Annotated in this window: 21 protein-coding genes; 16 read left to right on the top strand and 5 right to left on the bottom strand. The window is 65.6% G+C overall.

Annotation, left to right across the window (positions count from 1 at the left end; all coding sequences use genetic code 11):
* From LJE63_08355 to LJE63_08335, 5 genes are all read left to right on the top strand, one after another.
* A partial coding sequence (locus LJE63_08355) for an HDIG domain-containing protein (protein MCG6906622.1) occupies positions 1 to 1,728 on the top strand: 1,728 nt, incomplete at its 5' end.
* A complete protein-coding gene (gene ybeY / locus LJE63_08350) occupies positions 1,628 to 2,086 on the top strand; it encodes an rRNA maturation RNase YbeY (GenBank protein MCG6906621.1) in 459 nt (152 codons plus the stop codon). The genes LJE63_08355 and ybeY, both read left to right, overlap by 101 nt.
* Positions 2,087 to 2,114: 28 nt before the next feature.
* Positions 2,115 to 3,698, top strand: coding sequence for an NAD(P)H-hydrate dehydratase (locus LJE63_08345; protein MCG6906620.1), 1,584 nt, complete (start codon positions 2,115 to 2,117; stop codon positions 3,696 to 3,698).
* A 4-nt stretch (positions 3,699 to 3,702) separates the two neighbouring features.
* Entirely contained in the window at positions 3,703 to 4,221 is a 519-nt protein-coding gene (tsaE, locus tag LJE63_08340) for a tRNA (adenosine(37)-N6)-threonylcarbamoyltransferase complex ATPase subunit type 1 TsaE (protein MCG6906619.1), read from the top strand.
* Positions 4,222 to 4,335: 114 nt separating this feature from the next.
* Positions 4,336 to 5,604 (top strand): aspartate kinase, encoded by a 1,269-nt coding sequence (locus LJE63_08335; protein ID MCG6906618.1) that lies wholly within the window; start codon positions 4,336 to 4,338, stop codon positions 5,602 to 5,604.
* Positions 5,605 to 5,653: 49 nt separating this feature from the next.
* On the opposite strand, the gene LJE63_08330 is transcribed toward LJE63_08335, so the two are convergent.
* Positions 5,654 to 6,340, bottom strand: coding sequence for an orotidine 5'-phosphate decarboxylase (locus tag LJE63_08330; GenBank protein ID MCG6906617.1), 687 nt, complete (start codon positions 6,338 to 6,340; stop codon positions 5,654 to 5,656).
* A 337-nt stretch (positions 6,341 to 6,677) separates the two neighbouring features.
* Between LJE63_08330 and selA the strand changes: the two genes are divergently transcribed.
* The 10 genes from selA (at position 6,678) to moaA (ending at position 17,202) form a co-directional block, all read left to right on the top strand.
* Complete coding sequence (selA, locus tag LJE63_08325; protein MCG6906616.1) at positions 6,678 to 8,105, top strand: L-seryl-tRNA(Sec) selenium transferase; 1,428 nt, start codon at positions 6,678 to 6,680, stop codon at positions 8,103 to 8,105.
* Positions 8,102 to 9,460: a tetratricopeptide repeat protein gene (locus LJE63_08320; protein MCG6906615.1), complete on the top strand. Its 1,359-nt coding sequence runs from the start codon at positions 8,102 to 8,104 to the stop codon at positions 9,458 to 9,460. The genes selA and LJE63_08320 overlap by 4 nt, the downstream gene beginning before the upstream one ends.
* A 22-nt stretch (positions 9,461 to 9,482) precedes the next feature.
* Positions 9,483 to 10,070, top strand: coding sequence for a D-sedoheptulose 7-phosphate isomerase (locus tag LJE63_08315; protein ID MCG6906614.1), 588 nt, complete (start codon positions 9,483 to 9,485; stop codon positions 10,068 to 10,070).
* Positions 10,071 to 10,098: 28 nt separating this feature from the next.
* Positions 10,099 to 11,058, top strand: a complete 960-nt coding sequence (locus tag LJE63_08310; GenBank protein ID MCG6906613.1) for a hypothetical protein — start codon at positions 10,099 to 10,101, stop codon at positions 11,056 to 11,058.
* 149 nt (positions 11,059 to 11,207) lie between these two features.
* Complete coding sequence (locus LJE63_08305) at positions 11,208 to 11,438, top strand: zinc ribbon domain-containing protein (protein MCG6906612.1); 231 nt, start codon at positions 11,208 to 11,210, stop codon at positions 11,436 to 11,438.
* On the top strand, positions 11,438 to 12,370 hold the full coding sequence (gene hemC / locus LJE63_08300; GenBank protein MCG6906611.1) for a hydroxymethylbilane synthase: 933 nt from the start codon (positions 11,438 to 11,440) through the stop codon (positions 12,368 to 12,370). Before LJE63_08305 ends, hemC begins: the two co-directional genes overlap by 1 nt.
* A 3-nt stretch (positions 12,371 to 12,373) precedes the next feature.
* Entirely contained in the window at positions 12,374 to 13,894 is a 1,521-nt protein-coding gene (gene cobA / locus LJE63_08295; GenBank protein MCG6906610.1) for a uroporphyrinogen-III C-methyltransferase, read from the top strand.
* A gap of 138 nt (positions 13,895 to 14,032) precedes the next feature.
* Positions 14,033 to 15,202, top strand: a complete 1,170-nt coding sequence (locus LJE63_08290; protein ID MCG6906609.1) for a M20/M25/M40 family metallo-hydrolase — start codon at positions 14,033 to 14,035, stop codon at positions 15,200 to 15,202.
* The gene (locus LJE63_08285; GenBank protein MCG6906608.1) at positions 15,186 to 16,163 is read left to right on the top strand and encodes a glucosyl-3-phosphoglycerate synthase; all 978 of its coding nucleotides are present in this window, start codon (positions 15,186 to 15,188) and stop codon (positions 16,161 to 16,163) included. Before LJE63_08290 ends, LJE63_08285 begins: the two co-directional genes overlap by 17 nt.
* 46 nt (positions 16,164 to 16,209) lie before the next feature.
* Positions 16,210 to 17,202, top strand: a complete 993-nt coding sequence (moaA, locus tag LJE63_08280) for a GTP 3',8-cyclase MoaA (GenBank protein ID MCG6906607.1) — start codon at positions 16,210 to 16,212, stop codon at positions 17,200 to 17,202.
* Positions 17,203 to 17,389: 187 nt separating this feature from the next.
* Here the strand turns inward: moaA and LJE63_08275 are convergent, their stop codons facing one another.
* Together LJE63_08275 and LJE63_08270 are read right to left on the bottom strand one after the other, a co-directional pair.
* Positions 17,390 to 17,977, bottom strand: coding sequence for a GIY-YIG nuclease family protein (locus LJE63_08275; GenBank protein MCG6906606.1), 588 nt, complete (start codon positions 17,975 to 17,977; stop codon positions 17,390 to 17,392).
* A gap of 1 nt (position 17,978) precedes the next feature.
* Complete coding sequence (locus LJE63_08270) at positions 17,979 to 18,449, bottom strand: ATPase P (protein ID MCG6906605.1); 471 nt, start codon at positions 18,447 to 18,449, stop codon at positions 17,979 to 17,981.
* Between the two features lie 183 nt (positions 18,450 to 18,632).
* Here LJE63_08270 and LJE63_08265 point away from each other — a divergent pair, with 183 nt between their 5' ends.
* A complete protein-coding gene (locus tag LJE63_08265; protein ID MCG6906604.1) occupies positions 18,633 to 19,859 on the top strand; it encodes an LL-diaminopimelate aminotransferase in 1,227 nt (408 codons plus the stop codon).
* Between the two features lie 28 nt (positions 19,860 to 19,887).
* On the opposite strand, the gene LJE63_08260 is transcribed toward LJE63_08265, so the two are convergent.
* Complete coding sequence (locus LJE63_08260) at positions 19,888 to 21,336, bottom strand: diadenylate cyclase (GenBank protein MCG6906603.1); 1,449 nt, start codon at positions 21,334 to 21,336, stop codon at positions 19,888 to 19,890.
* Between the two features lie 6 nt (positions 21,337 to 21,342).
* Positions 21,343 to 21,801: a DUF2914 domain-containing protein gene (locus LJE63_08255; protein ID MCG6906602.1), complete on the bottom strand. Its 459-nt coding sequence runs from the start codon at positions 21,799 to 21,801 to the stop codon at positions 21,343 to 21,345.
* Positions 21,802 to 21,919: the final 118 nt, after the last annotated feature.

The raw sequence follows: 21,919 nt of genomic DNA, 5'->3' as shown, positions 1-21,919 counted from the left end.
CTGGACCAGGCCAAGTCCATGGTGCGGATCATCGGGCAGCCCTACCTCAAGGATCTGGAGTACTCCCTGCGCAACCTCATCGTGGATTTCATTCAGCAGTTGATCCAGCCCAACATCACCCTGAACCGCAATGAGACCGAGGCCCGCAAGGAGTCCGCAGCGGCGGAGATCAAACCGATCCTCTACCAGATCAAGGCCGGTGAAATGCTGCTGCGGGAGGGGGAGCGGGTCACCCCGATGCAGCTTCTCAAACTGCAGACGCTCCAGGACCAGACCCACAGCACCCAGCTGTGGGTTCGCAGCGCCGGCACCGGGCTGCTGATCCTTTGCCTGCTGATGACCACGTGTACCCTGCACGCCCGCGACAACATCCCGGGCGGGCAGGACCACAACAAGACCCTCCTGTTTTTGGCGACGGTTTTCGTGATCTTTCTCTTTGTCGCCAAGATCTCGCTGCTTTTGGCGCGCGCCGTCGCGGTCAACGAGCCATTCGGCATCACCGCCGCTGCGATATCCTACGGCATCCCGTTGGCGGCGGGCGCCATGAGCGTCTGTCTGTTTTTGTGCCTGGAGTGGGCGATCGCCTTTGCGGTGGTCACCGCCGTCTCTGTCGCGGTGCTTTTCCACAATCGCCTGGAGATTTTCATCTACTTCCTGATCAACGGCTCCATGGCGGCCTATTGGCTTCAGAACTGCCGCGAGCGCAAGGCCTTCATCCGGGCCGGCACCCGTCTCGGCATGCTCAACGTCGTCCTGGTAACGGCCCTGAATCTTTACAGCGGCGATCTGATCGGCATCCGGCTCTTGTGGCACTGGGCGTTCGCCTTTCTGGGCGGTTTCGGCGCCGGCCTGGTGGCGGCCGGGATCGCCCCCCTGCTGGAGATTGCCTTCGACTACACCACCGACATCAAACTGCTGGAGCTGGCCAACCTGGACCGTCCGATTTTGCGGCGCCTGATGATCGAGGCCCCCGGGACCTATCACCACTCGGTCATCGTGGGCTCGATGGTGGAGGCCGCCGCTACCGCCATCGGCGCAAATTCCCTGCTGGCCAAGGTCTGCGGCTACTACCACGACATCGGCAAGATCCGCAAACCCCTCTATTTCGTGGAAAACCAGATCCACGGCAAAAACAAGCACGACAAGCTGGCACCGTCCATGTCCGCCCTGATCCTGATCGCGCATGTCAAGGATGGGGTCGAAATCGCCCGGGAACACAAGCTCGGCCAGGCGATCACGGATACCATCCGGCAGCACCACGGCACCAGCCTGATCAGCTATTTTCTGGAAAAGGCCAAACAGCGCAAAGGCGAGGAAAATGTCAAGATCGATGACTATCGCTATCCCGGACCCCGCCCCCAGACCCGCGAAGCCGGCCTGGTGATGCTGGCCGATGTCGTCGAGGCGGCCTCGCGCACCCTGGAAAACCCCACCCCGGCGCGCATCCAGGGGCATGTCCAGAACCTGATCAACAAGGTCTTTTCCGACGGCCAACTGGACGAGTGCGAGCTGACCCTCAAGGACCTGCATCAAATCGCCAAGAGTTTCAACAAGATCCTCAACGGGATTCACCACCACCGGATCGAGTACAGTGAAAATCTGGCCGCTGGCAGCGGAAAGAGCAAAAATGGAAGTTCTGATCGACAACCGGCAAAACCGTCAACCGATCCCCCTAAGGAAAATAAAGCGGGCGGCACAGGTCGTCTTAAGCGCCTTGGACTGTCCTGAGGCCGAACTGTCCATCGTGATCGTCGACGACGCCGAAATTGCCGAGCTCAACCAGCGCTATCTGCAGCGCAGCGGCCCCACCAACGTGCTGGCCTTTCCCATGCAGGAGGGGGAATTTGCCGCGATTTCGCCCCACCTACTGGGGGACGTGGTGATCTCGGCGGATACCGCCGCGCGTGAGGGCCGGGAGGCCGGCATCCCGATGGTGGCGCGTCTCATGGCGCTCCTGGTTCACGGGATTCTGCACCTCCTGGGTTATGACCATGAAACCGATCCGGCCCAAGCCCGTGAGATGGACGCCAAGAGCCGGGAGCTCTCGGCCCTCCTGGATTGCCGCCCGCCGGGGGCTGCTCCCTGACCCCAAACCGCAGGAGAAGACGACCGCCATGAACCTTGTCACGGCATCCCAGATGCAGGCGATGGATCGGGAAACCATCGAGGGTTTCGGCATCCCCGGGCGGGTGCTGATGGAAATCGCCGGCCGCGGTGCCACCGGTTTTCTGCTGGAGCGCTTTCCCGACCTGGCGGGCCGCAGGCTGGCGGTGGCCGCCGGGCCCGGAAACAACGGCGGTGACGGCTTCGTCATGGCCCGCTGCCTGGCCCAGCGGGGGCTTGCGGTAACCGTTTATCTGCTCTGCGCCGCAGAGCGGGTACGGGGGGACGCCGCCGCCAACCTCGAGCTGCTGGCGCCCCTCTCGGTGCCGGTGGTGATCCTGCCCGACGAGGCCGTCTTTGACGCCCGCCGGGAGGAGATGGCCGCCGTTGATCTGTGGATCGACGCCATCCTGGGCACCGGCCTGACCTCCGAAGTGAGGGGGTTTTATCGCAGCGTGATCGGTTTCATCAACCGCTCCGGGCGCCCGGTGTTTGCCGTCGATATCCCCTCGGGTCTCCATGCCGACACCGGACAGCCCTGCGGCGATTGCATCCGGGCGCAGGCGACGGCCACCTTCGGGCTGGCCAAGACCGGCCATTTTCAACAGCCCGGGGCGACCTTCAGCGGGGCCTTGCGGGTGGTGGATATCGGGATTCCGCCCCATATCGTCGCCAAGGCCCACCCCCGCCACTACCTGCTCACCCCCCCGGCCTTTGCCGGCGCCCTTGCCGCGCGGCCGGCCGGCGCCCACAAGGGCACCACCGGCCACCTGCTGGTGCTGGCCGGTGCGCCTGGCAAGACCGGCGCCGCCGCCATGACGGCGATGGCCGCATTGCGCAGCGGCGCCGGGCTGGTGAGCCTCGGCGTTCCGGCCGCTTTAAATGCGGTCCTGGAGACCCTGGTGCTCGAGGCCATGACCGTCCCGCTGCCCGCGGCGGCCGACGGCGGCCTGGGATCGGCGGCCGCCGGGGAGATCCTCGGGCTCTTGCCCGGCAAGAAATGCCTGGCCCTGGGGCCCGGGCTGGGCACCGGCGATGATACCCGCGCCCTGGTGCGGCAGTTGCTTTCGGTCTGCCCGCTGCCCGTTGTGATCGACGCCGACGGCCTGAACTGCCTGGCGGCGGAGCCCGCGGTCCTGAAAGACCTCGAGGTGCCGGTGATTCTGACCCCCCACCCCGGTGAGATGGCCCGCCTGGCAGGCGTCACGGTCCAGGAGGTGCAGACCGACCGGATTGCCTGCGCCCGCCATTTTGCGCAGGAGTTCAATGTCCACTTGGTGCTCAAAGGTGCCGGGACTGTGGTCGCCCACCCCGACGGCAGCGTCTACCTGAACCCCACCGGCAACCCCGGGATGGCCGCCGGCGGCATGGGGGATGTGCTCACCGGTGTCATTGCGGGTCTTGTGACACGGGGTGTGCCGCCGGCCGAAGCCGCCCGTGCCGGGGTTTATGTGCACGGCCGGGCCGCGGATGGGCTGGCCCGCCAGGTGGCACCGTGGGGCTATCTGGCATCGGAGGTGATGGCCGCCATCCCCGGACAGTTCCGGGAGCTGGCCGGGGGGGCGGATCCCGCGCCGGGCCTTGCCGGCGGGTAGCTTCATGGCGGACAGACTGGAGATCATTGCACACACGGCCGACGAGACCCAAGCCCTGGCCCGCGCCCTCGGCGCCGGGTTGACGGCCGGCATGACGGTGACCCTAACGGGGGATCTCGGCAGCGGGAAAACGACCTTCGTTCAGGGGTTGGCCGCGGGTCTGGATGTCCCGGCGGATTACTACATCACCAGCCCAACCTTCACCCTGGTGAACGTTTATCCCGGCCGGGTGCCGCTCTACCATGCCGATCTCTACCGGCTGTCGGGGACGGGGGATGATCTGACGGCGCTGGGGCTGGATGAAATGGCCGGCGGCGACGGGGTGCTGGCCATCGAGTGGGCCGAACGCTTGCCCCAGGGCTACCTGACCGACTTTATTGCGGTTAATTTGGAATTCCAAAGCGATCACGGCCGCCGGATCACCCTGGTTGCCACTGGACGTGAAAGCCGCGATCTGATAAAAACTCTCGCCGCATCGCAGGCGTTTCCGCCCAAAGGGTCGGACAGCCGGATGCGGGATTAAACCCCAAGGGCCGCTTTGCACCGGTTTCGCGTCGCGTCCGGAATCGGAAAGAGGCCCCCCGGGAACTCTTCTTTCCCAATGATTTTATTAACCTTAACTGAGACATAGACTTCCATGGCCCTCATCGTTCAAAAGTTCGGCGGCACCTCGGTGGCCAATCTCAACCGCATTCAGCACGTGGCCAAGCGGGTCACTCAGACCTACGACCAGGGCAACGACGTGGTGGTGATTCTCTCGGCCATGGCCGGGGTAACCGACAGCATCATCCAACTGGCCCACCAGGTGGCCACTCTTCCCGACAAGCGTGAACTCGATGTTCTCCTGGCCACCGGCGAGCAGACCACGGCGGCGCTCTTGGCCATGATGCTCAAGGAGATGAACTACCCCGCCCAGTCCCTGCTGGGGTTCCAGGTCAAGGTGCTCACCGACGACAGGTTCGGCAACGCCCGGATTCGCGACATCGGCGGCGGACCGATTCCCGATCTCTTGCAACGGCGCAATATCGTGGTGGTGGCGGGCTTCCAGGGCAGTGACGACAACGGCAACATCACCACCCTGGGCCGCGGCGGCTCGGACACCTCGGCGGTCGCTATCGCCGCCGCCCTCAAGGCCGATATGTGCGAAATCTACACCGATGTCGACGGCATCTACACGGCGGATCCCAACATCTGCCAGAGGGCGCGCAAACTTCACACCATCTCCTATGAGGAGATGTTGGAGATGGCCAGCCTCGGGGCCAAGGTGCTCCAAATCCGTTCGGTGGAATTTGCCAAAAAATATGGTGTGCCGATTCACGTGCGATCGTCCTTTGTGGACGAGGAGGGTACCATGGTGGTGGAGGAGGATTCCTACATGGAAAGAGTTGTCGTCTCCGGTGTGACCTGTGACAAGCGTCAAGCCCGCATCACCCTGGTGCAGGTACCCGACCGGCCCGGGATCGCCCACAAGATCTTCGCCCCCATCGCCGAAGCCGGCATCCTGGTGGACATGATCATTCAGACCTCCCCCGCCGGCGGGCGCAACGACATCACCTTTACCGTTCCACAAACCGATTACCCCCAGGCCATGCAGATCGAAGAGCGGGTGGCGGCGGAGATCGGTGCCAAGGGCGTTCAGGGCCGGGACGACATCGCCAAGGTGTCGGTGACCGGGCTGGGCATGAAAAGCCACTCGGGTGTCGCCACCAAGATGTTCGCGGCGTTGGCCAGCGAAAATATCAACATCCGGCTGATCAGCACCTCGGAAATCCGGATTTCGTGCGTAATCGACGAAAAATATGCAGAGCTGGCGGTTCGTGTGCTGCACTCCGCTTTCGAGCTGGACCGGGAGCCGCCGCAGCCAGGGCAGGGGGCATCCGGCGGCGCCTCAGCTTGCTGCGCTTGAAGGCGGCTGTCTTCCCCTGTGGGAGGGGGTTTCCGGCTGGGAAGGGCGGTCACGCCCAGCCAGCTGAAGCGGGCTTAAGGGCCGACGCGATTTCCTGGTTGGTGCGCCTCAGGGCCCCTTGGATGTCTGCAGCTTCCAGCAGGGGGCGGCCGATCACCAGCAGGTGGGCGCCGGCGCGGATGGCATCGGCCGGTGTGGCGGTGCGCTGCTGGTCATCGCCCCGGGTGTACCAGGCGGGGCGGATCCCCGGGCAGATTTTTTTGATGGGCAGCTCTTGGATGGCGCCCAGATCGCGGGCCGAGCAGACCAGATAGCCGTAGCGGCCGGCGGCCTCGTGGGCCATGCGGGCGACCATGGCGGCAATGCCGGGGCCGCGGTAATAACGACTGAAGTGCTCCGGCCCGATGGAGGTCAGGACGGTGACACCGGCCAGTTTTTCCCCGCTGAGGCCCTCAGCCGCCGGGTCGTAGCCGGCCGTGCAGTGCACGGTGGTGATGTCGGCTCCGGCCGAGAGATGCTGCCGCAGCGACTCGGTCATGGCGCTGGGGATGTCGTAGAGCTTGAAGTCCAGCATCACCCGGCCGTAAGGTTTGATCTCCTCGAGGACCCCCAGCCCGCGGTCGAGAACCGCGCGCCGGAGTTTGTAGCCCCACACCTGCCCGCTGGTGCGGGTGATGATCTCACGGGCCTGGTTCCAGGGAAGATGGTCCAGCGGCAGGATGATCCGGCTGGGCATGGCGGGCTCCTTGATCGGTTTTGGATTTGGCGGACGATCGGGGGTGGGAGCGCGGAACACCGGACGGCACCCGCGGAGTCGGCCGAGAATCTTGGCCGCTGCAACCGCCGCCGGCGCTGTCCGGGCCCCCGCAGGGTTCATAGCGGAATTTACGCCGGAGGAAAACCCATTTTTCGAGAAAATGGGCAAACCCCGAGAAATCCAATGAAAAATTGGATGGCCGGGTGCTAACTAAAGCCGGGCCGGGGTATCGGCCGATTCTTTTTTTCACATACGCCGGCGCTGCTCGGAGGCCGTATCCGGTTCCGGCCGCGGCGACCGCCCACGAGGATTTCGCATGTCACCCGATGAAGGCCAACGCTCACTGCTGCGCGCGCTGCCCGGTGTGGATCGCATTCTCGCATCGCTGGAGCCGATGGCCGAAGTCGCCGATGTGCCCAAAGCCGTTCTGGCGGGCTGCGCCCGGTCGACCCTGGCGGTGTGGCGCGAGCGGATCCTGGCCGGCGGCCGGCAGGCGCCCGCGGTCGGCCCGACCCTGGAGACGATCGTCGCAGAGGTTTTGGAGCGGGTTGCCCAGGCGATGGCCCACAACCTCAAACGGGTGGTCAATGCCACTGGCATCGTCGTCCACACCAACCTCGGGCGTTCGTTGCTGGCCCCGGCGGTTTTGGCCAACCTGGTGGAAATCGCCAGCTGTTACTCCAATCTGGAATTCGATTTGGTGGCCGGCCGGCGCGGCTCCCGCTATACAGCCGTGGAGGACGTCCTCTGCGAGATCAGCGGGGCCGAGGCGGCCATGGTGGTCAACAACAACGCCGGGGCTGTTCTGCTGTGCCTGGAGACCTTGGCCCGGGGCCGCAAGGTGATCGTCTCGCGCGGGGAACTGGTGGAGATCGGCGGCGCATTCCGCATCCCGGACGTCATGGCCAGAAGCGGCGGCATTCTCTGCGAGGTGGGGACCACCAACCGCACCCATTTGCGGGATTACGCCGGCGCAATCGACGAGCAGACCGCGCTGCTGCTCAAGGTCCACAAGAGCAATTACAGCATCGTCGGGTTTTCCGCCGAGGTGTCGCTGCCTGAGCTGGCGGCCCTGGGCGCCCGGCACGGGCTGCCGGTGATGGAGGACCTGGGCAGCGGGACCTTCATCGACTTTTCCCAGTACGGGCTGGCCAAGGAGCCCACCGTCCAGGAGTCCGTGGCCGCCGGCGCTGATGTGGTCACCTTCAGCGGTGACAAGCTTCTCGGCGGTCCCCAGGCGGGGCTGATTGTGGGCAGACGGGCGATCATCGCGCGCATCCGCACGAACCCCATCACCCGGGCGTTGCGCATCGACAAGATGACCCTGGCGGCCCTGGAGAGCACCCTGCGGCTTTACCGCGACCCGCGCCGCGCCGTGGCGGCTATCCCCACCCTGCAGATGGTGACGATGCCCTTTGCGGTCACCGAGGGCCGCGCCCGTGGGCTGCGCGATGCGCTGGCGGCTCTGGGCGACGGGCGTCTGGAGGTCCTGCTGCGCGAACTGGTTTCCAAGGCCGGCGGAGGGGCCCTGCCCCTGCTGGACCTGCGCAGCCTATGCGTGGCGGTCCGCCTCCGGGGGCTTTCCGCCAGCCGCCTGGAGGCGGCCCTGCGGGCCGGAACGCCGCCGGTGGTTGCAAGGATCGAAGACGATCTGGTGATCCTGGACACCCGGACGTTGCAGGAGGGCGAGACCGTCATTATCGTCGACGCCTTCGCGAACATACTGAAAAGGGCCCCGAGATGACCCCACACGACCCCCAGATTGAGACCCGCTGCGGCTCAGACCGCGAATTTCTCTTCTCCCGCAACCAGTCCCCGGCCGGGCCGCCGGCGGCGGTGCGGGCAGCCGAACCGGCGCTGGGCGCCGCCGCGGCCAAGGCGCCGCCTTTCACCGTCGATGAAGCGGCCGAAGCGGCCTTTCTGGCGCGCGCCATGCCGCAGCTGACAAGTGCGGGCGGCTTCGGGACGCTCGCCGTCCGCATCGACCCCATGGAGGTGGTCGACGACGGGCAGGCCGAGGAGCAGCTGGAAACCGTCCGCAAGGCTCTCGCGGCGGTCGTGGACGGCCTTTGTCGGGATGAAGACGGTCTGTGGGCCGAGATCGGGGTGGATGCCATCGGTTGTTTTCTGCCCGGCCGAAACGCGCCCCAATGCCGCGAAGCCGCCCGCCGCATTCAGCAAACCTTTTGCGCCCAGCGATCGGAGAGCGTCTCCATCGGGATCGCCATGTTCCCCTGCATCAACTACCACAGACGCCAGATGCTCGCCAACGCCCGCAAGGCGGTCGACCACGCCGCTTTTTTCGGGCCCGGCAGCCGGGTGGTGTTCGACGCGGTCAGTTTGAACATCAGCGGCGACCGGTTTTATCAGGAAGGCGATTTTGCCGGGGCCGTGGAAGAGTTCCAGCGGGCGCTGCTACTGAACCCCGCCGAGGTCAACGTGCACAACAGCCTGGGGGTCTGCTACGGGCTTCTGGGGCGGCTGGACGAGGCCCTGGCGGCCTTCGAGGCCGCCGTCTTTCTGGACCCCCAAGAACCCCTGGCGCACTACAACAGCGGCCTGGTGCACATGCTCCAGGGCCGCAACGACGCGGCCCTGACCTGTTTCCGGGAAGCCGGCCGGATCGCGCCGGAGCTTTTCGAAGTGGCTTTCCAGACTGGCAAGCTCCACCTGCTCACCGGCGAGCCCACCAAGGCCCTCGCTTTTCTGGAAAAGGCGGCCGGGCTTCAACCCGCGGCCGGCCCCGTCCAGGCGTTGCTTGGGCAGTGCTACGAAGTCCTGGAGTGCCCCCGGGAGGCCGTTGCCGCCTACAAACGGGCTGTCAAGCAGAACCCCGCCGACGCCGCCTCGCTCTCGGCCATCGGGCACCTGTTCGATCTTCAGGGGGAAAATCCGGAGATTGCCACCCTCTTCTGTCGACAGAGCGTGGCGCTGGAGCCGGAGAGCGGCCTCTACCGCTATCGCCTGGGCCGGCTGCTGCTCAAGCAGGACCAGCTAGAAGCGGCCCTGGAGGCTTTCGAGGCTGCGCTCGCGCGCGGCTACGACGCCCGCGAGGAGATCGACAGCCTGCAGCGCCGCCTGACCGCCAGGGCGTCCTGAAACAGCCGGAGGCGCGACCCCCGTGGATCCCACCCACCAGATTCTGGCCATTCTCGAGGACGCCCTGGCGGTCAAGGACGCCTTTATCCGGCCGCAGGTGGACAAGATCCGCGAGACCGCGGAGCTGCTGGCCATCTCCCTGGCGGCCGGCGGCAAACTGCTGATTTTCGGAAACGGTGGCAGCGCCGCCGACGCCCAGCACATGGCCGCCGAATTTGTCAACCGCTTTCGGCTGGAGCGGCGGCCCCTGCCGGCCATCGCGCTGACCACCGACACCTCCGTCATCACCAGCATCGGCAACGACTACGGTTTCGACCAGATCTTCGCCAAGCAGGTGCAGGCCCTGGGCCGTGCCGGGGACGTGGCGCTGGGAATCAGCACCAGCGGCAACTCGCCAAACGTCCTGCGGGGGATCCAGACGGCCGCCGGGCGGGGGCTGCTAACCATCGCCCTGACCGGCGGCGGCGGCGGCGCTCTGGCCTTGGCGGCCGACCGCGTCTTCTGCGCACCCTCGGCGGTTACCGCCCGCATCCAGGAGGCGCATATCACGCTGGTGCACATCTGGTGCGATCTGGTGGAGCGGATCCTTTTCCCCCAAGCCGCCGGTTGAACCCAGAACCGTCCCGGGAGTCACTTGAATGCCCAAACAGCGATTCGCCCCGATCGTTCTCCAGGATTTGGAGACTTACTCCCTCCGGGATCGTCCCAGCAAGGTCGGTAAGGCCGATTTCGCCGCCCGTTGGCAGGCCGGAGGGAGCTTCGCGAGCTTTCTGGCGAGCCTGCCCAAGGTGCTGGCGGCCGATGACCTGCGGGCGGTGGTCGCCGCGGTGGTGGCGGCCTGCCGCGGCCGGAGGACCGTGGTGGCCGGCATGGGCGCCCACGTGATCAAGGTCGGGCTCTCCCCGGTGGTGGTGGACCTCATGCAGCGGGGGGTCTTAAGCGGAATCGCCCTCAACGGCGCCGGCATCATCCACGATTTTGAACTGGCCCTGGTGGGGCGGACCTCCGAGGATGTGGCCGCCGGTCTCGGCGCCGGCGCCTTCGGGATGGCGCGCGAAACCTGCGAGTTTCTCGGGACGGCCATTCGCCGGGCCGACCGCGAGGAGATCGGACTGGGGGAGGCGGTGGGGCGCGAGATCCTGGAGGCCCGCCTGCCCTTTGCGGATCACAGCCTTCTGGCCGCCGGGGCGCGGCTGGAGATCCCGGTGACCGTTCACGTGGCCATCGGCACCGACATCCTGCACATGCACCCGCAGTTTGACCCCCGGGCCGCCGGCGCTGCCAGCCACCGTGATTTTCGGACCTTTGCCGCCATGGTGGCCCACCTCCAGGGCGGGGTCTACCTCAACATCGGATCGGCCGTGATTCTGCCGGAAATTTTTCTCAAGGCCCTCAGCCTGGTGCGCAACCGCGGCTATCAGGTCTCCGAGTTGACCACCGTCAACCTGGACTTCATCCGTCAGTATCGGCCCCTGACCAACGTGGTCCACCGCCCCACTCTTGGGGGCGGACGGGGGATCAACCTCGTCGGTCACCACGAGATCATGCTGCCCCTGATCGCCGCCGCCATTTTGGAGCAACTGGCGGACCCCGATTGATTAAACTTCCATAAGCGTTTATAGTAATTTTTTGATATCGCCTGATGAATGCGGGGCAGGCGTCGCCGTTTGGCCCCCGCCTGTTTGTTTCTGCGCCGGCACGCAGCCCGGGCGCCAGAAGGGTTCATTTTCGTTAAGGAGAACACCCCATGCCGATCTACGAGTACCACTGTCAAAAATGCGGTCACGACTTCGAATACCTGCTCCTGGGTGCCGAGGAGCCCGAGTGCCAGGCCTGTCACAGTAAGGAAGTCTGCCGTCTGATGTCCACCTGTGGCTTCGTTTCAAAGGGCAGCGGCGGCCAGACCCTCAAAACCACCGCCGCCACCTCCTCCTGCAGCGGTTGCAGCGCCAGCAGCTGTGCCGGCTGCGGCCACTGATGGCGCAAACGATCGTCATCGGCACCCGCGGCAGCCAGCTGGCTTTGTGGCAGGCCAACTGGGTGCGCGGTGCCCTCAGCGAGCGGTTTCCCGATCTGAGGGTCGAGTTGCTGGTCATCAAGACCAAGGGGGATAAAATTCTCGACGTGGCCCTGGCCAAGGTGGGCGGCAAGGGCCTCTTCGTCAAGGAGATCGAAGAGGCATTGATCTCCGGCCGGATCGATTTGGCCGTTCACAGCATGAAGGACATGCCGGCCGCTATCCCCGAGAGGCTTTGCATCGGTGCCGTGCCCGAGCGCGAAAACCCCCTGGACGTGCTGATCACCCGCAACGGGGGGGGGCTTTCTGCGCTGCCCGAGGGGGCGCGGGTGGGCACCAGCAGCCTGCGCCGCGCAGCCCAACTCCGCGGCCGGCGGCCGGATCTTGAGATCCGCACCCTGCGGGGCAATCTCGACACCCGCCTGCGCAAGCTGGCGGAGGGCGATCTGGATGCCATCGTCCTCGCGGCGGCCGGGATGCTTCGCATGGGGCTGGCCGGGCAGGTGAGTGAATACCTCTGCGCGGATGTGATGCTGCCGGCCGTGGGGCAGGGGGCGCTGTGCATCGAAATGCGGCGGGGAGACCCCCGGGTCGCCCGGCTGGCGGCCGCCCTGGACGATCCGGCGACGCGCACGGTGGTCGCCGGTGAGCGGGCCTTTCTGAAACGGCTGGAGGGCGGCTGCCAGGTGCCCATCGCGGCCCACGGGAGGCTGGCCGGCGGGGTTTTTTCACTCACCGGGCTGGTAGCGGAGGTCGACGGCCGGACCATCATCCGCCAGAGCCGGAGTGGCGCGGCCGCCGCGTCACAAGCCGTCGGCGTCCAGCTGGCGGAGCACCTGCTGGCGCTGGGGGCAGGAGAGATCCTGGATAAACTGAAATCGGAAGGCCATTGACGCATGAAGGCTAAAGTCTACCTGATCGGCGCCGGACCCGGCGACCCCGGGCTGATAACGGTCAAGGGGCGTGCATGCATCGCCGCGGCCGACGTCGTGATCTATGACTACCTGGCCGCGCCCGTGCTGCTGGAGGCGGCGCGGGCGGACGCGGAACTGATCTACGTGGGCAAAAAGGGGGGCGACCACACCCTGCCCCAGGAGGAGATCAACGCCCTGCTGGTGGCCAAGGCCGCTGCGGGCGCCGTGGTGGCGCGCCTCAAGGGGGGCGACCCCTATATTTTCGGGCGCGGCGGCGAGGAGGCCGAAGTCCTGGTGGCGGCCGGGATCCCCTACGAGGTGGTCCCCGGGGTGACCTCGGCCATCGCCGCGCCGGCTTATGCCGGGATTCCGCTGACCCACCGGGATTTCACCTCCACCGTGGCCTTCGTTACGGGGCATGAAGACCCCACCAAAACGGCCTCCAGCATCGACTGGGGGGCCCTGGCGCGGGGCATCGGCACCCTGGTGTTCTTCATGGGGGTCAAGAACCTGCCCCACATCACGCGGCAGCTGACCGCCCACGGCATGCCGCCGGACAAGCCGGTGGCGGTGGTGCGCTGGGGGACGACGGCCGCCCAACAGACCGTCACCGGCACCCTGGAGACCATCGAGGATGCGGTTCGCGCGGCGGGGGTCAAAGCCCCGGCGATCATCGTGGTCGGCGAGGTGGTGGGCCTGCGGGAACGGCTGCAGTGGTTTGAAAAACGGCCCCTGATGGGCAGGACGGTGGTGGTCACCCGCGCCCGGGAGCAGGCCAGCGACCTGCTGCGCGCGCTCTCCGAGCTGGGCGCGGCATGCCTGGAATGCCCCACCATCCGGGTGGTGCCGGCCACCGACGGGGCCCCCCTGGAGCGGGCGATCGCCCACCTGGCATCCTATGACTGGATCGTGTTCACCAGCGTCAACGGTGTGCGCTTTTTTTTCGAGCGCCTCTTCGCCCGGGGCCGCGACGTGCGGGCCCTGGGACACCTGCGGACCGCGGCCATCGGTCCGGCCACGGCCGAAGGGCTGCGCGCCTTCGGGCTGACCACCGATATTCTGCCCGACAGCTACCGGGCCGAGGCGGTCGCGGCGGCATTTGCGCGCCAGGACGTGCGCGGGAAAAAAATTCTGCTGCCCCGGGCGCGCGAGGCCCGCTCGGTGCTGCCCGAGGCCCTGAGGGCCCAGGGGGCCGTCGTCGATGAGGTGACCGCCTATGAAACTTTGGCGGTCGGCGATGGGGCCGAAACCCTGCGGCAGCATCTGGAAGATGGCCGGATCGACCTGGTCACCTTCACCAGCTCCTCGACCGTCAAAAACTTCAAGGCGCTGCTGCCGCAGGCGGACTTTGCGCGCCTGATGGCGGGGGTGACGGTCGCCAGCATCGGCCCCATCACCAGCGAGACTGCCCGCGGGCTCGGTTTTGAGGTTCACATCAGCGCCGAGACATACACCATCGCTGGTTTGTGCGAAGCGATCCTGAGTTTCTACACCCGGCCCTGACCCGGCCCTGACCACCGCCAGGACGGGCGCCGTTTCAACGGCCGCCACCCACCCCGTCGGCGGGTGCGGGCGCAGGGCCCCGCGCGCGCAGCCCGCGGGTGCTGCCTGCGCATCCCGGCAAGGGCCGAGGAGGGCTCCATGACCCGCTACCTGGAAGAACTTCCGGCATCTGTGGAGACCATCGCCGCCCTCAAGGAATGTATTCTGGCCAACATCGTGTTGCTGGGACAGATTCCGGCGCCGACCTTCAAGGAAAAACAGCGGGCGGCCGCTTTTCTCGAGCGTCTGGCCGAATTCCAGGTGGACGAGTGCACCTTCGACGGCTACCGCAACCCCATCGGGATCATTCGCGGCGCGTCGCGCAACAAACCGCCGATTTTTATCGTCGCCCACCTGGACACCTTTTTCCCCGCCGACGTCGATCACAATTTCAGCGTCGAGCGCAACACCATTTCGGGGCCGGGGGTGTCCGACAACTCGGCCAGTGTCGGCGTGCTGGCCACCATGCCCGAAATCTTCCGGCGGCTCAACCTGCGCTTTCAGTCGGATATCGTCCTGGCGGGCGTGATCCAGTCCCTGGGCCGCGGCAATCTAAGGGGGGTTCGGCATCTGCTGAAAACCTGGTCGACACCCATCCGGGGGGCGGTGGTGGTGGAGGGCACCGAACTGGGACGTCTGAACTACACCGCCGACGGCATGATCCGCTGTGACATCACCTGCCGGGTTGCACCCGAAAACCCGGCGGTGCAGCGATTCAGGCCCAACGCCATTCTGGTGCTGAACGAGGTCATCAACCAGCTGCTGCAGCTGCGGCTGCCCCAGCGGCCCAGGGCCCGGGTGATCATCGGCAAGATCGCGGGCGGCTTCAAGCATGGGTTGATCGCCTACAACGCCACCCTCGGCTTCGAGATCCAGAGCGATGTCGATCGCATGGTGCGGCAGGTCTTGGACGATATTCAGGACATCGTGGACGGCATCGTGCACGAGCACCAGGTGGACCTGACGCTGGACACCATCAGCAACATCAAGGCCTCCCGCCTGCCCTATCGGCACCCCCTGGTCAAAAGCACGGTGGCGGTCATGAAGGCCCTCAACCTCAAGCCCCTCAGCGAACCCAGCGAGTCGGAACTCTCTATTTTTCTCTCCCGCCGAATTCCCGCCGTCACCGTGGGCCTGACCCACGGGCATAATTTCCACCGCGAGGACGCTTCCATCGAAATCGCGCCCCTGTTCACCGGTATCGCACAGGTGGTGGGGATCATCCGGGCCATCGACAGCGGAGTCTGCGACGATGAAAAGCTGGCTTGAAAGCAATACATTTCACTACTCGGCCTTCAGCGACCTCAAGCGGCTGGTGGCGCTCAAGGAGCGCAAAAATCTCTCCATCTCGCTCTGCCTGCCGACCCTCAACGAGGAAAAGACCATCGCCAAAGAGATCGTGATCCTGAAATCCGAACTCATGACCCGGCGTCCCCTGATCGACGAAATCGTCGTGGTGGATTCGGGCTCCACCGACCAGACCTTGGAGGTGGCGGCCGCCTACGGGGCGGACGTTTACAGCGCCGCTGACATCCTGCCGCACCTCGGGGCTTTTCGCGGCAAGGGCGAGAACCTCTGGAAGGCGCTTTACATCACCCGCGGCGATATTATCGTGTATCTTGATGCGGACATTAAAAATATCCACCACCGCTTTGCCTACGGCCTGTTAGGCCCCCTGCTGATGTCCGATACCATCAAGTACAGCAAGGCCTTTTACGACCGTCCGATTGCCATCGGCAAAAACAAGATCCGGCCCACCGGCGGCGGCCGGGTGACCGAACTGGTGATCCGGCCGCTTTTTTCGCTGTTTTTCCCGGAACTGACCCAGATTCTGCAGCCGCTCTCAGGCGAGTATGCCGGCTTCCGCGAAGTGTTCGAAGAGATTCCGTTCCCCATCGGCTACGCGGTGGAAACCACGATGATCCTGGATATCTACCAGCAGCGGGGGCTGGCGGTGATGGCCCAGGTGGACTTGGAAAAGCGCATTCACCGCAACCAGGACACCCGGGCGCTGGGCAAGATGGCCTTTGTAATTCTGAAAACCTTCTGCCAGCGGCTTCAGCAGATGGACCTGATGGACTGCCGCGGGGAACTCCACAACGAGATGATCCAGTACAACCTGGTACGCAACGCTTACCAGCCGGACATTTTTCGGATCGAGGGCTTGGAGCGGCCGCCGATGGTCCAGATTCCGGAATATCGTGCCAGGTTCAAGCGCGGCGCGGCCTGAAAGCGGCGCCACCTGCCGCTGATCCAACCAGAAAGGAAGCGACCCCTTGGCTGCCAGTAAACTTGTCGACCCCTACAACCGCCATCTGAACTATCTGCGGGTGTCCATCACCGATCGCTGCAACCTGCGCTGCATCTACTGCGTGCCGCCGGGAGGCATAGCCAAGCTCTCGCATTCCGAAATCCTGCGCTACGAGGAGATCCTGCGGGTGATCCGGGTGGGGGTCGGGATGGGGATCACCAAGGTGCGCGTGACCGGCGGCGAGCCCCTGGTCCGTCAGGGGGTCTACGATTTCCTCGCGGAGCTAAACCACATGGCCGGGCTGGAGGATGTGTCGCTGACCACCAACGGCGTGCTGCTCAAGGCGAACATCGAGCGCCTCCAGCAGGCCGGCGTCCGGCGTCTCAACGTCAGTCTGGACACCCTGAGCCGTGAGAAATACCGCCGGGTAACGGGCTTTGACCGCTTCGACACGGTCTGGGAGGGCATCAGGCTCGCGCTGGATGCCGGTTTTGCGCCCATCAAGATCAACGCCGTCGCCCTGATCGGGGTCAATGACGACGAGTTGCTGGACCTGGCGCGTCTCTCCCTGGCCTATCCCTTCCACGTCCGCTTCATCGAGTTCATGCCCATCGGCAAATCCCGCCTGAACACCGACCAACTGCTGTTGACCGCCGAAATCAGGCGCCGCCTCAGCGCCCTGGGCCCCCTGACCCCCGTCGACCAAGGGGTTTTCGACGGCCCGGCGCGGCGCTTCCGCTTCGCCGGCGCCCCCGGCGAAATCGGCTTCATCAGCGCCCTCAGTCATCATTTCTGCAACCACTGCAATCGTCTGCGCCTGACCGCCAGCGGGCAGCTGCGCCCCTGTTTGCTGGCCGACCACCACGAGGACGTCAAAACCGCGCTGCGGCGGGGGTGCAGCGACCGCGAGCTGGCCGAGATCTTTGCCGCGGCCGTGCGGCGCAAGCCCATCGACCACTGTCTGGCGGTCGACCGGCACCTTCCGGTGAACGGGCAGATGTGCTCCATCGGGGGGTAGCGGGGGGCAAAAGGAAGCCCGGGCCGCAGAAGTGGAGGCAACGTTTTCTCGCACAAATCCTGTGGCGGCCCGGGCTGATGGCCGTCCGCGCGCGGAACAGACGGGTCGACAGCAGGTGTCGCCCTAACGGTTCCTACCATGCGGTGGCTGGACTTTCGCTTATCAGGTCGCGCCCCGCGAATCAAGCTTAATCAGACGGCAGCCAGCGCAGCAGACGCGTCTCCGAAAAAAGCGGTCTCAGGCGTTGGGCAAACCAATTGGCCCCCGCCTTTCGCCGGATACGGAACAGATGCGTGCAGTCCCGGCTGTCGGAGGCCCCGAACCCGGCGACCGGGCTGAAGTGGGTCCGGTGATCGTCCAAGATCTTTGCGAAAAGCGTCTCCAGGCGGCGGTCGCCGGCTGCGAACCAGACCGCCGCCACCCCAGCGGCCGCTCTGAGATGATCGATGTGCCAGTGCGGCCGCGCCGCCGCCCGCAGGTGATGGCCGATGCGCGCCCGCAGTCCCCCCGGCCCGCAGGCGCTGCCGACGTAAGCGTAGCGGCCGCTGGCAAATCGCAAGAGCCCCAGGCGGCCGATCCTGATCCGCTGCGGGTGGATCAGACGCAGTATCAGGATGTAGGCCCCGGGAACGGCCGGAATGCCAAGGGCCGCGGTCGGTGTCAGCCCGCCAAGACTGTTTCGGCGACCGCGCCCGGCGGCTTGCGGCGCACCGGGTGCTGTCAGCGGCGGCGGCCGCTGCCCTGTCCGGCCTCCGCCGGGCGGGGTCCCGGGCATCTCACGAACGCAGGCTGGCGGTCAGCCGCAAAGGGTGGGTCAGCAGGGCCAGGGCATCGCGGATATCGGTGCAGACGATATCCGCGGCCAGCAGGCTTTCGACCGCCGCCCCTTCCCCTAAAATGACGGCGATCCCCAGGGCGGCGGAACGAAGCATGCGGCGGTCGTTGCGGCCGTTGCCGATGCAGGCGGTCTGCCCCGCGCCCAGCTGCTGCACGTAGCGGTCTTTGGCCAGGTCCTGGTCTCCCTCGGGAAGGGCCGAAAAGCGGCAGGCGGCCCCCTCCAGCTGGCTGCGGGCGGTGCCGAAAGTGTCGGCGGTGAGGACATGCACGGTCAGCTTGCGGGCCAAGTCGCCGAGCAGCGCCTTGACCCCGGCAAGCAGCTCCCCGTCCACGGCCAGGGTGCCGTTAAAATCCAGCACCAGATGGGCGATCTCCAGTTGGCCAAAGCCTGGGATGGCGGTTCGAATCATGGAGGCTCCTGTTCTCCAAAGGGTTTGGCGGCGGGACCCGAGGGGGTTTTCCCCCTGCCAGGTGCCACCGACGGGTGCCATTCAGGGGCGATTGACAGCCCGGGGGCTTTCCTCTATAGTCCCCGGCCAAAAACGGGCCGGCCCGCCGGCTGCGACCGCAAACGTCTTTGCCAGAGGTGGTGCATGATCAGAATCAATGAGAATTTCCTGAAGCTGCAGTCTTCCTATCTTTTTTCGGAGATCGCCAAACGGGTGACGGCTTACCAGACGGCGCATCCCGAGCAGGAGATCATCAAGCTGGGCATCGGCGACATCACCCGCGGGCTGCCCCCGGCCTGCATCCGGGCGCTGCATGCGGCCGTGGAGGAGATGGGCGCGGACAGCACCTTCCGGGGTTACGGGCCCGAACAGGGCTACCCGTTTCTGCGGGAGAAGATCGCACGCACTGATTTCCAGGCGCGCGGGGCCGAGATCCAGCCCGATGAAATTTTCGTCAGCGACGGCGCCAAGTGCGATACCGGCAATATCCAGGAGCTGTTTGCCACCGATGCCCGGGTGGCCATTCCCGACCCGGTCTACCCCGTTTACGTGGATACCAACGTCATGGCCGGCCGCAGCGGCCGGTTCGAAGCCGATCGCTACGGGGGCATGGTCTATCTGGAAAGCACGGCTGAAAACGGCTTTATCCCCGCGCTGCCCGACGCCCCGGTGGACCTGATTTACCTGTGCTTTCCCAACAATCCTACGGGGGCCACGATCACCCGGGCGCAACTGGCCGAGTGGGTCGCTTTTGCCCGCGAGAACCGGGCCCTGATCTTGTTTGACGCCGCCTACGAGGCGTTTATCCGGGACGATGCGCTGCCCCATTCGATCTACGAGGTCGAGGGGGCCCGCCAGGTGGCCATCGAGTTTCGCAGCTTCTCCAAAACCGCCGGTTTCACCGGCACCCGCTGCGCCTACACCGTGGTGCCCCGGGATTGCGTGGGCTATGACCGCGGGGGGCACGCCCACAGCCTGCACGCCCTCTGGAATCGACGCCACACGACCAAATTCAACGGCGTTTCCTATCCGGTGCAGCGCGCGGCCGAGGCGGTTTACTCCCCCGAGGGCCAACGCGAGATCCGGGCCCTGATCGATGGTTATCTCCAAAACGCGGCCCTTATCCGCCAGGAGATGGACGCCCTGGGCTACCGCAGCGTGGGCGGCGAAAACGCCCCCTACATCTGGGTCGCCGGCCGGACGGACTCGTGGGGTTTTTTTGACCTCCTGCTGGAAAAAGCCGGGGTGGTCACCACCCCGGGCGCCGGCTTCGGCAGGTGCGGCCAGGGCTATGTTCGCATCAGCGCCTTCAACAGCTTGGACAACGTCAAAAAGGCCATGGGGCGCATCCGGACGGTGCTGAGCCCGTGAGTCGGCTGAGAACCCCTGCGGCCCGTCTTCAAGGTTCTTCTGGCGCGCTCCTGCGCTTCACCACGTAGGCGACGGCGACGCGCTCGCGGCTGTCGGGTGCCAGGCGCAGGGAGGGCGGGGAGAGGACCAGGTTGGCCGTGAGGCTGCCGCTTTTGCGGATGTCGTCCAGGGGCAGCGGCTCGGTGTAGATCGTGCCGATATCCTGGACCATCAGGCTGCCGCCGTATACCCGGACGGTGGCCGGAGTGACCGTCGCCGACACCATGATCAGGTCGGGCGGCAGGCTTCCCACCCAGTCGACCTGCACCGGCAGCTCTTTTTCCATCAGCGCATCCAGGACGACCGTGACCGTGGTAGGCTCCACGCGTTCGATCACGATGCCGGGCGGCAGGCGGATATCGTTCTGGGCGATGGCGAAGGTGTTGCGGCCGATCTGGCCGTTGGCCAGATTGATGCGCACCGCCACATGCTCGGGGCGGATGGTCCGGATCAAGGCGTCGGCCCCGGTGAGGTTCAGGCGCACGTTGTCCGATGAGGTGTTCACAATCTCCATTTCGGGGGAACGGTTGTAGTACTGGATCGGGACCTCCAGGGTGAACAGGGCCTCCTGCCCGCGCGAGAAGCTAAACCAGATCCCCAGCACGAAAAGAAAAGAGACCAGGGCCGCGATCACCAGCTCCCGCTTTTCCCCCCGGGGAGGCCGGTCCTTGCCTTGGGCGCCGCCCAAATGGTTTTGGAGCACTTCGCCCAGCTCCGCCATTTTCTGGATTTCCACCAAACGCCCGCCTCTGGCGACGGTCACGTTGCCGCGCTCCTCGGATACGATAATGGCCATCGCATCGGTCTGCTCGCTCAACCCCAGACCGGCCCGGTGACGGGTGCCGTAGTAGGAGGGCAGACTCTTGTTGCGTGACAGCGGAAGGATCGCGCCCACCTCCCGGACCCTGCTGCCCTGGAGGATTGCGGCCCCGTCGTGCACCGGGTTGTCGGGCCAGAAGATGCTGAGGAGCATCTCCTTGGAAACCTGGCCGTTCCACGGGATGCCGGCATGCACCACCTCCTCGAGGCTGTCGCGCGCCGGCAGGACGATCAGCGCACCGGTGTGGGTGCGGCTCAGTTCATAGACGGCCTCCAGCAGGACCGCCACCGGGGTGTCGGCCGTTTTGCGGGCGAAATCCCACAGCAGCGTCTTGACCGTTTTGGCCTGCAGGACGCTGCCGATTTCGTTGCGGAAGACCACGATGATGATGATCGCCGCCACCGCGGTGATAGCCTGGATCGCCCAGCTGGTCACGATCAGACCGGCATAGACCGCGATGCGCTGGCTGAACCACAGCACGACGATGGCAATCAGGACGCGAAAGGCGTTGGTTCCCCGGAAAATGACATAGAAGCGGAAGAGAATGTAGCTGTTCAGGATGATGTCGATGATGTCCTGCCAGCGGATGCTGGTGAGCGGCAAGAGGAGATTTTTCATGGGCGATCAGTCGGTGATGCTGAACCGCAGGCTTTGGAGGACCTTGCCGTCCGAGGCGGTGATGTTCACGTGCCAGGGGCCCTTGTCCTCCTCCCGCAGCTGAATGCTGCTGTAGGTCGACCAGCGTGGCGGCTGGAGGTCCAGCTTGACCCTTTTGCAGAGCTTGTCGCGGCAGTACCAGTCGTGATGGATGAAGGTTTTCGCGGCGACCGGATCGAAGGTCGTGAAACAGAATATTTTGCCGATGGTGATGGGAAAGACCACCGCTGGGTTGACGGGGGCGAAGTTCTCGATGCCATCGCACATGACCGCCCGGACCAGCGTCGCGGTCCCTTTGGTGGTCTCGGACCCGTTTTCGGCGGCCGCCGGGGGCGGGGTTGCCAGCACAGCCCAAAGCACCAGCAGCAGGATGGCGCCTGCGGACGGCGTTGGGGCCGCTGATGATGGGGGGTGGCGGGCAACCACGGGATTCTAAAACCTCCAAAAGAGGTTGCGCCGCCCGCTGGGGGCAGGGGTGACGGGGGTGTCCGGGCCGACTGCCGCGCGGGGGGCGCGACCGTTGCTGTGTTTAAACAAGATATCC

The organism is Desulfobacteraceae bacterium (assembly GCA_022340425.1).
Lineage (GTDB): Bacteria > Desulfobacterota > Desulfobacteria > Desulfobacterales > JAABRJ01 > JAABRJ01.
Note: the sequence above shows the minus strand (reverse complement) of the source record. Positions and strands in the feature narration are given on the sequence as shown.